The sequence below is a fragment of the Hymenobacter sp. R533113 genome (genome assembly GCF_056835965.1).
On sequence record NZ_JAKWBD010000013.1, the window covers coordinates 441,307 to 455,143 of the forward strand.

A 13,837-nucleotide genomic window follows, 5' to 3' on the forward strand; every position below is an offset into this window, starting at 1 on the left:
CGTCCACCCGCTCCCGCTTTGGTATGCCTCGTCCCTTCTATTTTCCTTCTGCTTTCCTTGTATGCTTTTTCCTGCTTTGCGGTTACGGCGGCTACTCCCAGCCTTCGACGCAAACGCGCAACTTAATGCCGGTGCCTGCCCAGGTAAAATGGGGTGCAGGCCGCTTTGCGTTGAAAAATACGTGGCGCACGCAGCTTAACGTCCCCGCCGCGCCCGACTCTGCCGTGCGCGCGGCCGCCCAGCGTCTGAGCACCTGGCTGGTTCAGCAAACCGACGGCAAGCGCTTAGTTCCCGAGTTTACCTCTTCCGGTGCCGCCGATCTTACCATCCGCTATGGTCGTGTGGGGCGTATGGAGGCCGGCGACGAAGAGCGGTATAGTCTGCGTGTGACCCCAGCGGGCATCGCCTTGGATGCACCGACCAGCTTAGGTGCCTTGCGGGGGCTGGAAACCCTGCGGCAGCTGCTCGCCAAGGAGAAAAAGAACTCCTACTTTCCCGAGGCCGACATCACCGATCAGCCCCGATTCGGTTGGCGGGGCCTGCTCATCGACGCGGCCCGGCACTTTATGCCGGTAGCCGTTATGAAGCGCAACCTAGATGGCATGGCGGCGGTGAAGCTCAATGTGTTGCACTGGCATCTGTCCGATGATCAAGGATTTCGGGTGGAAAGCAAAACGCTGCCCCGCCTCCACGAAGTAGGAAGCGAAGGGCAATATTACACCCAGGCACAGGTACGAGAGGTAGTAGGCTACGCCGCGGCCCGTGGCATTCGGGTTATCCCGGAGTTCGATATGCCCGGCCACGCGACAAGCTGGCTCGCCGCTTACCCGGTACTGGCCAGCAACGACTCCACCTATGGCGTTGCTCAGCGCTGGGGAGTGCTCAACATCGCCATGGACCCAACCAGGGAAACCACCTATCAGCTTCTTGACACCTTAATCGGAGAGATGACGGCGCTTTTCCCCGACCCATACTTTCACATTGGCGGCGATGAAAACGACGGCCGGCAGTGGCGGCGCAATCCGCGCATTGTGGAATTCATGAAGGAGAAGGGCTTCGTGACCGCTAAAGGTCAGCCAGATAAGCACGCGCTGCAAACCTATTTCAACCGTCGTATACTACAAATGGTAACGGCGCAAGGCAGGAAGATGGTAGGCTGGGACGAAATCCTTGGCCCCGGTTTGCCCCCCAGTGCCGTTATTCAGAGCTGGCGCGGCCGCAAAGGTCTTTACGAAGCTGCCAAAGCCGGCCATGCTACTATTCTATCCAACGGCTATTATATCGACTTAAACTACGGAGCTGCCTCTCATTACCTAAATGACCCGCTGCCCGCCGATGCGCCCCTTACTGATGTTGAAAAGCAGCGCATACTAGGTGGTGAGGCGACTATGTGGGCAGAATTCGCTGATTCGGTTATTGTCGATAGTCGCATCTGGCCACGCGCGGCGGCTATTGCCGAGCGGCTCTGGTCGCCGGCTACCGTGAAAGATGTGCCGGATATGTACCGGCGGCTGGGGGGCATTTCTGTCCTGCTTGAAACCCTGGGCTTACAGCATCGGAGCGCGCCGGAGAAGCTTTTGACGCAGTTAGCGGCTGGTCGTACTATGGCACCACTTCGCACGCTGGCTAGCGTGTTGGAGCCGGTGAAGGAATACAAGCGTCACTTTCAAGGCATGAAGTACACAACCCAGACGCCCTTGAATCGGCTGGTAGATGCCGCACCCGCCGAATCGGACGCGGCCCGCGAGTTTGGCGTAGCGGTGGAAAATCTATTGCGGCTGCGCCAAAATGCCCCCCAGTCCAGTGCCGCTCTTACGGGGAAGCCAAAGTAGCAGCGGTAACCTTGGCCACGCCGTTGCGCCAATGGCAGTTGAATGACGCGCTCGTGCGCCCGTTGCTGCTGGCTCAGTCCAGCTTGCAGGAATATGCGCCGCTTTCGGCGCAGCTAAGCAGCATTTCAACGCTGGCGCTGGAGCGGCTACGGCAAATGGAGAAGGGCGAAACGCCTTCCGCTACCTGGCAAACTGCTGCCCTCAAGCAGCTCGACGTTGCCAAAGCGCCCGCCGGGCAGGCAGAGTTGGCCGTGGTGGGTAGCGTGCGAAAGTTGATAGAGAGTAAGTGAGCTGTCTTAAAACAACACTGACACCTGCATCCGGCCCGTATGCACGGCGCTCAAGCCATCGGGCTTGCGGCCGTCGTAGGCCACGGTCACATTCAGGCCGTTGCTTAGTCGCTGCTCCACGTTCAGGTTCCAGGTCAGGTTATTGCCGGGCCGCAAGGCATTCAGAATTTCCAGCGCTACTACGGAAGCTTGATTGCCTTCAAAATCAATGCGCACGTACCGTGTGGCCGCCGTGAGCGTACGCTTGCTCACTTGGCTTAGGCGCGTTTCTACCCCTAGCTCGTCGAAAATGCCGCGGGTATTCTCATCAGGACCAGCGAAGGTGTTGCGTTTGGAGGCATGCAGATAGGTGCCAGTGAAGCGCAAGGCCGGACTTGGCTGGTAGCTCAGCTCGGGGGCTATTTCATAGAGAAGCACCCGAAAATTGCGGGTTTCAAGGTAGTTAGAAGTGTTTTCCCGAATACTGCGGGTGGTGATGAGGCGGCTCGTAAACGACTGCGCCAATGTCCGCCGCAACAACACCGACTGGCTGGCCAGATTGCGAATGTCAGTGCCTTGCGTGAGTAGCGCCTTTTGCTGGGTTTGCTGCACCGTGAATTCGGCCCCGAAAATGGGATTAGACCGATTGAAATACAGCGTATTGCGCAACAGCTTGTTCAGCGAGAGCAAAAACTCATCTTCGGTCTGAAAAGCAAAGGGATTGAGGCGTGAGCTTAGGTCGCGCTCCGTAGTGCGCCGGTCCAAGGATACGGTGCTGATACTGGTGAATCGGGCGGCGAAGCCACGGATGCCCGGCTGGTCGCGCCACTGCCGGGGCAAGCTGCTGGTAAGGCGGTAGCTGAAGCGGTTGGTGAAGGCGATGATATAGTCATCGGTGGGCAAAAATACCTTAATGTGCGTGCGATACTGGGCATCGGGCGTTTGAGCTTCAAAAAACTCCTCCTTGTCCTGCCGATTGTTGGCGTTGGCATCACCCGCATAAAAGTGAGTCCCTTGGCCATTAGGCACAGGCAGAAAGGAGTAATCACGTCGCAGCTCGCGGCCGGTAGCTACGCTGTAGCTTAGCTCTGAGCGCAACATATTATCGAAGAAAGACGCGTTCCAGTCGAGCTTACCTAGTACGGTGCGCTGGCGGGCACTGTCGCGGGCGGCCAGGTCGCGGTAGGTGAGCAGCACCGATAAATCCTGGGTTTTGCCCAAGCGGCTCGCAAACATGCCCTGCCAGGTCTGGGCCCGGCCGCGCGTGCGCAACTCGTCATTGAGTGGTGCCTGGTCGCGGCGGTAAGTGTAGTCGAGGCGAAAGCGCGTGGTGGCACTGTCGCGGCTCTGTACGAACACGGAGTGCTCGTCGAAGTAGTTGGCTGAAGTGAGCGAAGTACCATCGGGCAACGACACCCGGTTTTTGTCGAAACGATAGGCGTAGCCTGGCACAATTGCCCCCCGAACAAACCGGGCTGTTGCCTCGCCCCGTGCCCAGTTGGACTGGCGTGCTCCCGCCTGCGAATTCAGCAAAAAAAGCCCCCCACGCAGCTCAACATCACCAATTTGCTGGGCCGCATCCAGCCAATGTTGCAGACCGCTCACTTCGCCGGCCCGATAGCGCCGACTGAGGCGGTAGGAAAAAGCATTCTTTTGGTCTTTGACCAAGCCAGCCGAGAAGTTCAGGATATTATCCTCGCGGGCGGGCCGAAAAGCAGCGTTGCCTTGCACTGTGCTACTGGTGCTCCAGTTGCGGTCAAACTCAATATCGCGGTAGCGGTCGATGGGAGAAAACTGCCGACTGCTGTACTCATAGTCTAACGTGGAGCGCAGCTTGTATTGCTTCAATAAAGGCAGATGCACAGGCTTATCGAGCACCGCATAGCCCACCCGAAAAGCGCGACCTTGATCTGACTGCGGCGAAAATCGGTTTAAATCCAGCTCCGATGAGGCCAGATCTACGAATACGGTAGCGGTCGAATCGAGGCGGTAGCTGGCACCGGCCGTCACGAGCTGCTTTTGCAAAGGCGTAGGCAGGCGGCGCTCAGCCCGGTAATTACCTCTCCCCGCCCCTACGTACTGAAATACACGCCCGTTTGCATTAATATTCTCCGCCGTGGTGCTCAGGATATAGTCACCTTCGCTTTGGCCCACGCTCGTGAAACGCACATTATACACACCGCGTGTGGAATCGGTGGTATAAACGAAGGTGGACAAGCGTGCTCCATCGGGCAACGTCAGCACTTCGCGGCGGTACTGCACCTGGCGACGGTCGTAGGCGGCCGAGTCGGCACCGGGCGTCGTGGCCAGACTTACATTGTCGCCGATATTGCGCAGCAGCTCCCGGTCGGTTTCGTTCAGAATAAGGTTGGGTGAGTTGTCTGGGTTGTCGGACTCGCGGTAGTAGTTTAGATGCACGCTCAGCTTTCCCAGCTCCTGATAATGGCTCAGATCGAACAGCGAGCGGGCATAGTTGAAGTCCGAATACTCAAAATCGACCCGAATACGGGAGTTGCGCGTAATCAGGTGCTGGGGCGAGAACGTGACTTCTGCCTGGTTGTAATCGATGATATAATCAAAATCAAAGCCCCGCGTCATTAGCCGGCCATCGAGGTACACCCGCTCGGAATTAGCCAAAACCACGATAAACTGTTCGCCATTGGTGCCGCGCAGGCGGTACGGACCCTGCACATTCTCCAGGGGCGGCAACTCGATGGAGGCAAATTTGCCCTTGGCCACGCCGGCTGCGGCGGTAGTCACGCTCCGCTTGCCGACTCCTTGGGTTAGCTTGGCCTCCACGGCTGCCCCCTGCACGTTTTTGTAAAAGCGCAGGAAATAATCGGGGCGGTTACGCAGCACTACGTCGCCGGCCGTCAGGCTCCAGCGCGGATGCGTGAGGGTAATATACAGCCGGTCAAACTCTTGTAGCTGCTGGGTATTGCCCTCGGGCTGAAAGGGCACGTTCTGGTCAGAAATAGCCGCCGTAAGGTTGATCTGGTCCGTGAGCTTGCCTTCCAATTGCAAGTTCAACGCTGAGTTCACAAATACGTTCTGCGTATTGCCGAAGGAAATGCCCCGCGCCAAGCTGCCCGTTTTGTTGATGCCCGGCGTGGCCAGAATCTGCTCTTTCACCGCAAAATCGTTGTAGCTAAAAGACCGGGGGGCAAAATTGACGCTGTCAATAAGGGTACGCGAGCGGCGGGAAGCAGGCGCCGCCAGCCGCAAGGGCAGCACCCGGTAGCAGATCAGCACGGAATCGGGCCCAGTAGGCTGAAACACAATATCTGGCTGGCCGGGGTCGGGGGCCGGAAACCGACTAGACGGCCGGATAATCCGGTACTGATCTGTGCTTGAATTATAGCCGACCGAGCGCCCGTTAGCCGTTACCGACGCCGGAACAATCGTCAGGGTATCGGGCAAAGAGAAATCGGTCGTGTCGCGGTTGGGCAGCAGGCGCACCCAACGGCAGCGGCGCGTAGTAGGTGGCCCTATCTGCTGAGCTGCTACTACCTGAACCAACAGCAACAACGTGAGCAGCAGGCTGAAACGCGGAAGACTTTGCGTAAAGCTGCTACTCATGCTAGTTATTTTTCAAGCGGGGGGCTTTTTTCAGCTCCACAACGTGCGAAGCCGCCAGATTCGTGCCGCTATGCCGGAATAGGGCTTAGCGAGCGGATAAAAGAAGCGGGCGGCAACAACCAGCTTTTATTCTGGTGCCAACGGCAGATCAATACAAAACCGCGTACCCACGTTCTCCTCCGTCTCAAACCAAATTTGCCCCCCAGCGCTTTCAATCCCTCGCCGCGCAACAGCCAGGCCAATTCCTGACCCAGACGTTTTGGTGGTGAAGTTGGGTACGAACACCTTCGCCTGCACATCATCAGGAATACCAGCGCCATTATCGGCTATGCAAATCACGATGCGGTCGGTGCCGTGGAGCTCTAGGCTGGCATTTATCTGCGGCTTACGTTCCTCCGGCACCGATTGCAGCGCATTGATAAGCAAGTTGTTAAAGGTACGTACCAGCAGGTTTTCGTCGGTGAAAACCATATATCGACCAGTCTTCGCGTCAGCCGGCACCTTCAGCCGAATACTCCCCTCGCCTACTCCGCCTTTGTGCAAGCTCACGCAACGTCTTAGAATAGGCACCACATCCAGCCGCTCAGGCCGCATGGCCGGCAGGTTGGTAAAGGTAGAAAACGACGTAGCGATGTCGCTGAGCACGTCGATTTGCGTGATGAGGGTTTGGGATATTTTGCCAATCAGCTCCTCCGTATTCGGGCGGCGCTCGGCAATTGCTTTCTGCAAATACTGCAAGGAAAGCTTCATAGGCGTCAGCGGATTCTTGATTTCGTGGGCTACCTGGCGGGCCATTTCGCGCCACGCGGCTTCCTTTTCCTGGGTTGCCAGCTCCTGCTTACTTTCTTCCAGCTTCAGTAGCATGGCATTATACTCCCGCACCAACAACCCAATTTCATCCGACGACTCGTAGGCCAGCATCTCATTTTGCCCCGTAAGCGTCGTTTGTTTAAGCTTCTCAGTGATGATCTTGAGCGGAGCTGTCAGGATACGGGAGGCGACAAACGTAAGCACCAAAAAGATAATGAACATCACCGTGAAGATGTTCAAGATGGTGCAAATCAGCTCAATAAGCTTGTTATCAAGCTCTTTCTCGGAGTCAAAAAACGGAATGCCAACGTAGCCCACCACCACATCGGGGCGGCCGGGGCGCACCACCGCACGCAAAGGCAGATACAGCGTATTGAAAGACAGGGAGCCAGCCGTTTCTGTGAGCAGCACCTGTGGCTGCCCTTTTTCTGCCAATTCGGCTACCGCCCGCGGATGCATTAAGGTGCTCAGCAGACCCGACTCAAAAATCAAGGGCTGACTGCTCACTTGCAGGCTACCATCGGCGCCGTACAGGTTAAGATCCGTCTCGGTTAGATCAGAAACGTTTTCCGCTAGGTCAACAAGAGCTGCGCGGCCGGATGAATCGGCCAGCAACGCCCGATTCTTTAGCAGATTTTCCTGCACCGTTTTGCCCCGGCGCTCGTACGTGCGCCGCAAGTCACGTTGGTACGACGATGTAACCTGACTAGCCGTAGCAACGCTAACGATAAGCAGTGGCACGAGAATGCCGAAGTTGAGAAACAGCTGAATCTTGGTGCTGAATGTGGTGCGGAAAACCTGAAAATACTGTCCCCTGGCCAACATATAGCCCCCCAGTACCAGCAAGCTAAAGAAAGTGTGCAGCAGAAAGAGGAAGGAAAAATTAGCCAGCCAGTCGTCGAAGGCATACGTGGCCGTCGTCACGACCACGGTGCGGCGCTGGGCGCCGCGCACGGCCAGATGGTGGAAACCATCAACAGCCAAGCCTACACTATACAAGCGTGGATCTTGGCGCTGTGCCGGGGTAAGCTGATTTACGTAATCAAAATCGCCCTCCTTATACACCAGCCGCCCATTTTCGTAGCCCGCGTAGCTTAACTCAGAACCTAAACCAGGTTGGAAGAACTTCTGATCAACCAGCAACTCAGGAACGACACTGTAGGCAGTCAGCTTTTTGAGCGAAAGCTCCAACAAAACAGTACTCGTGCCTCCCGCGGAAGTAACTACCGGCACAAAAGCCACATAGCGCCGGGAGCTAAAAGAGTTGCTGTTGTGAATCAAATACAGGTCGGGGTGATCCGTGGACAAGGCTGTGCGCAACAAGCGCCGTCGCAGCTGAGCCAGATTCAGCGTCTCCTCATTGCCATCCAGCGACCTTCCTGCTGGGTCGAAGAGCGTGACTACAATCTCATATTTATCAAAGTAGTCGCGCAGATAATACTTCACAATCTTCTGCCGTACCATATCCTGATTAGCAAAAGGTCGCGCTAGCATCGTTTGAATCAACGGATCGGCGGCCATCTGGCGGGAGCGCTCCGCTAACAGGTATTCGCCCTGCAAATCATTATCAACCAGCAGGTTGCTGGCAATACGCTGTTTGTTTATGACTAGCTGACGATCGAAGTGCTCATATAAAGCCAATGCCCCTACCACTGAGCTCACTCCCAGCATCAGGAAGATAAATAAGTACACTTGGTAAGGCACTACCGAAGCCACTTGCCGCAGGCCCGTCAGCCGCACGATGAAGAAGAAAAGCAGAGTAAGACCCAGCAATATTCCGCTGGTCAGGCTAAATGCCAGCCCCAGAGGCAGGACTGTAAGCGCAGTCAGCCCCAATAATAGTATACCCACGCTGCGCGTAGCGGGCCGCACGGCCGCTATGAATAGCTGCGACAGCATGTAAAAGCCCACCAGATAGCTGCCAGTATGCAGAATGATAGCTAAACACAGCAGCCCTTTAAACACCGACACATCAATGCTCTGGGTCACGTCGAGTACTAGCTGGGAGTTATTGAAGCTGTTGGAATAGAAGCTGAACAGCAGCTGCAATAAGCCATAAAAGCTTAGCACCGTTGCAGTTCCAATGAGGAACAACAAGTAAAAACGCCGAATTTGCCGCACCCGACGCACTATTCCGAAGCGGCGGAATAATAGCAAAGCATAATACGACAAGGCCACAAACAAACAGGCGTTGATCAGCAGGTCGCCCAGTGAGGGTGAAAGCCATGAAGCCGCATACAGGCGCGGATCGAACAAGGGCACCTCAACCAGCGAAAATGGCAGGCCTAGAAACAGTAGAGCAGCTCGCAGTGCCATGAGCGACAATACGACGGAACTAGTTCCAGCCAGTATCCGCCCTTTGGAGAAAAAGCTAAGGGCCAAGCGGAGCCAGCCCGCCAAGTACAATCCAAAACCCAATAGCAAAAACGCCACAGGCAGGTATTTGCCCGTAACAGGGTCAGGGGCAGAGCTTTCAATCGAGAAAAGGTAATTTCCCTCCTCCGAGAACAGGCGTGGTAATCGGGGGTTATCGTTCACCACCAACCGCACATTTGCCCCCCGGAACAGGGCTTGCTCAGCGCCCTCACGCAGGTAGCGGTTACTAATGCCATACCGCTTTTCTAAGGGGATGTACGTCAGGATGGTGTGCGTCCCCACGGGGCGCCGCAACACCAGATACTGCCCAAACCGCATATCCTTTAACTTCTCGCGGAAGTTTTGCCCTACGTCTGCTACCTCCGGCCGAATCGTATGATCTGACCAATACAATAGCTTCTCACCTTCAAATACGAAGCAAGGGTAAGTGGTTGAACCAACAAGGGAGTTAAAATTAAGCGTCTGCTCCTGCAAGCGCTCAGCAACTTCGTCGGCTTCCCGCTCGGCTGTGCGTTGCGCTTCAATAACAAGGTTTTGCAGACGGGCCGTTTCGGCACGCAATAATACCTCCGGCACCTGGCCATATCGATTGCTCAGGTAAGCTGCCACGAAACAGAGCGTGGCGGCCAACAGCAAAACCAGTGGAGAGGAACGGACTAGCTTCAAAGGCAATCAGGATGCTGATGCACCCCCACAGATGAGAATAGGGTTTCAACAAAAATGCCGCCATTTGGCGGCATTTCCTATTCTGTTAAGAGCGCTACTTGTTATCAGCACTCGCCTATCAGGTGTTCCTAGCCTTGTTTTTTAGCATGGCTATGCCGATACCAAATAAACCCAACAACACCCATCAACACATACGGCACGGTCATAAGCATCAATATCCCCTTATTCAGGCCGGAAGCATCGTACTCATCTTTACCGCCCCGCGCCGACTCAACCTGCGTTTTGCACATCGAGCACTGCGCCTGCGCCGAGATAGGAGCGATACAAAGTAACAAGCCTAAAATGAAGGTGAATAAACCGGTAACAGCTGCCTTTTTCATACTATTCCAACATTTTTAAGAAGACAAAGTTTCCTTATTTCTACGTGTAATAAGGCGAGATCATAAAGTATACGATGACGCCCGTTACAGATACATACAGCCATACGGGGAAAGCCCATCGAGCTATCTTACGGTGCTTAGTAAACTGCTCAGTTAAAGCAAAGTACAAGGTAAACAGCACTAACCCTACCGTCACGACGGCCAAAGCAATGTGCGTAAGCAACAAAAAGAAGTATATGTACCGAATGACCCCCTCACCGCCAAAACGCGTGGAATCAACCTGGGAGTGATACACCACATAGGAAAGCAGAAAAATGCCCCCCAGCGCGAAAGCAATGGCCATCATGGCACGGTGGCGAGCTACCTGTTTGTTTCGGATGAAGTAGTAACCAAGCAACAGACAAATAGCCGTAAGTGAATTGAGTACGGCATTCAGGGCGGGTAAAAATTTCACTTCCGCGCCCGGAATTCGGAAAGCATTGGGGAAATAATGCAGGATAGCTACCAGCAGAGGGACAACGGCTGCCAGAATACCCAAGATGATTTTGTACTTGGTAAAATCGCCCGGCTCAAGCGCGGGGTTTGTTGTTGTGGTCATAAGTGTAAAGCAACACGGTAATCTCGGTGATGAGACGGTCTATTTCTCTCGCCTTCGTACCATCATAAATGCCTCGTACCCGGTGGTTGCGATCTACCAAAAACAGCTGTTGACTATGCTGTATGGCTGGAGCCTCACCCACGGACGCCGGCAGTCGGTACTCTTCCGTTAGTAACCGGTTCAGCTGGATTTTGTCACCAGTCAGAAAAAACCATTTACCGGCTATAGCACCGTACTGTTCAGCGTATCGCTCCAGCACAGATACCGAATCCTGCGTTGGATTGACAGTATAGGAAACCAGCCGGACTCGTGGCTCAAGGCGAAACTTCTCCTGTACACGCGTGAGCTGGCTATTTCGCTGGGCACAGTCCTGAGGGCAAGCCGTGTAAAAGAAGCTTGTTACATAAAGCCCATTTTCCAGGTCTTTCTGGCCTACAACACGCCCCGTTTGAGAAGGGAAGCTATAATTCTTCAGTTGATGAAAAACAGTATCGCGCTGCCACTTATCGCCTACTAGTGTTGAATCAACACGGTCGGGCAGATAGGTTGGCAGCGCGTAACGGTTTGTACCGAATGACTTAAGAAACAGAAAAGCCAGTACCGGCACCAAAAGAATGAGGCCCAGAAACAGCGTTTGCTTGGGCCTCATTACTTAATTAAGAGCGTTTTGAATGGACTCACCGACATAAGAGCCCTCACTAACCAAAGCTACCAATAGCCAAATTAGCAGCCCCATAGGAATCAGGATGGTCCAGATCAGTCCTTTGGTCTCATGCTTCAAGTGCATGAACTCAGCAACAATGAAGAATGCCTTGAAAATTGTGAGGACGATGAAGATGGTGTTGCGTAAGGTACCCGCGTCCATCAGGAATACGAACACGAACTCAAGTGCCGTAATACCTACAAGCACGAAGAATGTCTTCCAGATCCAACCCGTGTTGGGCTTCGGAATCTCGCCAAGCTGTGGCGGTTGGTTGGTGCTATGCTGAGCCATAACTTTTGAATTTAGATCTTAACTCAAACGATCAAATGAGGATATTCCGATCGTTATGAATGGGAGTTTTCGTTTGTGAGAGATGCTACACGAGGTAGAAGAAGGTAAACACGAATACCCACACCAAATCTACAAAGTGCCAGTACAAGCCAATTTTCTCGACCATCTCATAATGGCCTCTCTTTTCGAAAGTACCATTGGTGGTTGCAATGAACGACCAGATCAGTAAGCAAATTCCGCTGAATACGTGAGTGCCATGGAAACCGGTAATGAAGAAGAACAGATCAGCAAAAAGTACCGGGCCGTATTGATTTCTTTGCAGGTTAGCGCCAAAGAAACGTGTGCCGTCCTCCATTAGGGTTCCTGTATCAGTACCCCCAATAAAGTGCGACCATTCCCAAGCCTGGCAGCTTACGAAGGTGATACCAAATAAAATGGTCCACAGCAGCCACTTCTGTACATCTTTCTTATCCATCCGATGGCCAGCTTCTACAGCAAGTACCATTGTCACGGAGCTGAAAATGAGGATCATGGTCATTAAGGCCACGAATGCCAGCGGCAAATTGACATCATGTAGGCCTGGGAAAGAATTAAATACTTTATCAGGAATAGGCCAATAAGCTGTCGAGAACTCAAAGGCCTCGTTGGTGCCAGTGTAAGCCAAATGGCGGTGACGCATCAACCCATAAGTAGTCAGAAAGGCAGCAAACGTAAAGGCATCCGACAACAGGAAGAACCACATCATCAGCTTGCCATAGCTAGCCTTGAAAGGCTCATTGCCCCCATCCCAAGTGCCAGTGCGTGGCTGCTCCTGGGTGGATGGCGAAGATAGAGTCTGTGTCGTGGAGGTAGTGGCCATATAAAGCGGGTAAGGACGAAATCAGTGGTTCAAAAGTAGGAACAAATACAAGTACAACCAAAGCGCTCCTAAGAAGTGCCAGTAGATAGTTCCATTCGTAATAGCTAGCATCTGACGGGAATGCACCTGATAGCGTAGACTCTTAACTACTACCAGTACGAGAAAAATAAGTCCAGTGATTAAGTGAAATCCGTGGAGTCCCGTGAGTACATACATAAAGGAGCCTGATGGATTGGAATCGGCCCCGCCAAAGTATACTCTGTTGTTCACCAGCTCACTCCATACCTGCCACTGCCCAATCAGGAAAAGTACACCCAAAGCCAGTGTTACCAGCATTCCAACTTTGACTTGGCGTAAATTGTCCTTACGAGCGGAAAACCAAGCCCACTGCATGGTCGCCGAGCTAATGGCGATAATAATCGTATTAATCAGCAATCCAGTAGGCAGATCAAATTCCAGCCAGTTGCCCTCGTCCCGGCGGACGATGTAGCCACTCGTTAAGCCCGCGAACATCATCAGAATACTGATGATGAGCAGAACAAGGAGTAATCGCAACGGGTGAAGACCGGTTCCGGTCTCCTTATCGGTAAGCGTTTCAGAAGGATGCATACAGCAAAAGCGTTATAATTTGTCAAACACCAGCGCAATCTGAACAATCGGCAGGTACAGAAAAGACCCAAACATGATGTTCATAGCCGCCTTCTTGGAGCAGGTGCGCATCAGGTAAAAAGTCTGCATGAGAAATAATACTCCACACACCACCGCAATCATCGCTGATACTTTGCCGGCCATCCCAAACTGAAGAGGCAACAAGCTTAGTGGAATTAGCAGAAGCGTGTAGGTCATTATCTGGAAAGCGGTGCGCAAGTCTTTGCCCCCCGGAGTAGGTAACATCTTAAATCCCGCACGCTTATAGTCCTCATCTAAAACCCACGCAATGGCCCAAAAGTGCGGAAACTGCCACATAAATTGAATGCCAAATAGCACCCAAGCCTCTACTCCTAATACCCCCGTGGCGGCCACCCAACCAATAAGTGGCGGCATGCCACCGGGAATGGCCCCTACAAAAACGCAAATTGGGGAAATGGTTTTGAGAGGTGTATAAATGAAGCCGTACAGGATCAGGGAGAGTAGGGAAAGAGCAGCAGTTAGCAGGTTGAAATAATATGCCAATAAGCCTAAACCTGCTAACCCTAAGACTATTGCAAATACCCAAGCTTCTGGGATGCTAAGTACTCCCATTGGCAACGGACGCCTAGCAGTACGCTTCATGAGCTTGTCTAAATCGCGCTCATGAATCTGGTTAATTGTATTGGCCGAACCTGTTACGGCTAACCCGCCCAGCATTACTAGCAAGGCCCGACTCCAGTCTAACTCATGCACACCGAGCAGGTAACCAATAGCGCTTGAAAAGGCGACGGTGATTGAAAGCCGGAATTTGAGCAGCTGAAAATAAGCTTTGAGCTTCGTCATC

11 protein-coding genes are annotated in these 13,837 nt (G+C 53.5%); 2 read left to right on the forward strand and 9 right to left on the reverse strand.

Annotated elements, in window-relative coordinates:
- Positions 1–23: 23 nt before the first annotated feature.
- Both MKZ35_RS10955 and MKZ35_RS10960 read left to right on the forward strand, forming a co-directional pair.
- Entirely contained in the window at positions 24–1,832 is a 1,809-nt protein-coding gene (locus tag MKZ35_RS10955; protein ID WP_482513328.1) for a beta-N-acetylhexosaminidase, read from the forward strand.
- An 11-nt stretch (positions 1,833–1,843) separates the two neighbouring features.
- A complete protein-coding gene (locus MKZ35_RS10960; RefSeq protein ID WP_482513329.1) occupies positions 1,844–2,122 on the forward strand; it encodes a hypothetical protein in 279 nt (92 codons plus the stop codon).
- Between the two features lie 6 nt (positions 2,123–2,128).
- On the opposite strand, the gene MKZ35_RS10965 is transcribed toward MKZ35_RS10960, so the two are convergent.
- From MKZ35_RS10965 to cyoE, 9 genes are all read right to left on the reverse strand, one after another.
- Entirely contained in the window at positions 2,129–5,680 is a 3,552-nt protein-coding gene (locus tag MKZ35_RS10965; protein ID WP_482513330.1) for a hypothetical protein, read from the reverse strand.
- A gap of 126 nt (positions 5,681–5,806) precedes the next feature.
- A complete protein-coding gene (locus MKZ35_RS10970; protein ID WP_482513331.1) occupies positions 5,807–9,532 on the reverse strand; it encodes a sensor histidine kinase in 3,726 nt (1,241 codons plus the stop codon).
- A gap of 128 nt (positions 9,533–9,660) precedes the next feature.
- A complete protein-coding gene (locus tag MKZ35_RS10975; RefSeq protein WP_482513332.1) occupies positions 9,661–9,912 on the reverse strand; it encodes a hypothetical protein in 252 nt (83 codons plus the stop codon).
- Positions 9,913–9,952: 40 nt separating this feature from the next.
- Positions 9,953–10,510 (reverse strand): DUF420 domain-containing protein, encoded by a 558-nt coding sequence (locus MKZ35_RS10980; RefSeq protein WP_482513333.1) that lies wholly within the window; start codon positions 10,508–10,510, stop codon positions 9,953–9,955.
- Positions 10,482–11,159 carry an SCO family protein gene (locus MKZ35_RS10985; RefSeq protein ID WP_482513334.1) on the reverse strand — a complete coding sequence of 226 codons (678 nt, stop codon included), beginning with the start codon at positions 11,157–11,159 and terminating at the stop codon, positions 10,482–10,484. Before MKZ35_RS10985 ends, MKZ35_RS10980 begins: the two co-directional genes overlap by 29 nt.
- 3 nt (positions 11,160–11,162) lie before the next feature.
- Positions 11,163–11,504, reverse strand: a complete 342-nt coding sequence (locus tag MKZ35_RS10990; RefSeq protein WP_482513335.1) for a cytochrome C oxidase subunit IV family protein — start codon at positions 11,502–11,504, stop codon at positions 11,163–11,165.
- A gap of 85 nt (positions 11,505–11,589) precedes the next feature.
- On the reverse strand, positions 11,590–12,363 hold the full coding sequence (locus MKZ35_RS10995) for a cytochrome c oxidase subunit 3 (RefSeq protein ID WP_482513336.1): 774 nt from the start codon (positions 12,361–12,363) through the stop codon (positions 11,590–11,592).
- Between the two features lie 21 nt (positions 12,364–12,384).
- Positions 12,385–12,972 carry a cytochrome c oxidase subunit 3 gene (locus MKZ35_RS11000; protein ID WP_482513337.1) on the reverse strand — a complete coding sequence of 196 codons (588 nt, stop codon included), beginning with the start codon at positions 12,970–12,972 and terminating at the stop codon, positions 12,385–12,387.
- A gap of 12 nt (positions 12,973–12,984) precedes the next feature.
- Complete coding sequence (gene cyoE / locus MKZ35_RS11005; RefSeq protein WP_482513338.1) at positions 12,985–13,836, reverse strand: heme o synthase; 852 nt, start codon at positions 13,834–13,836, stop codon at positions 12,985–12,987.
- Position 13,837: the final 1 nt, after the last annotated feature.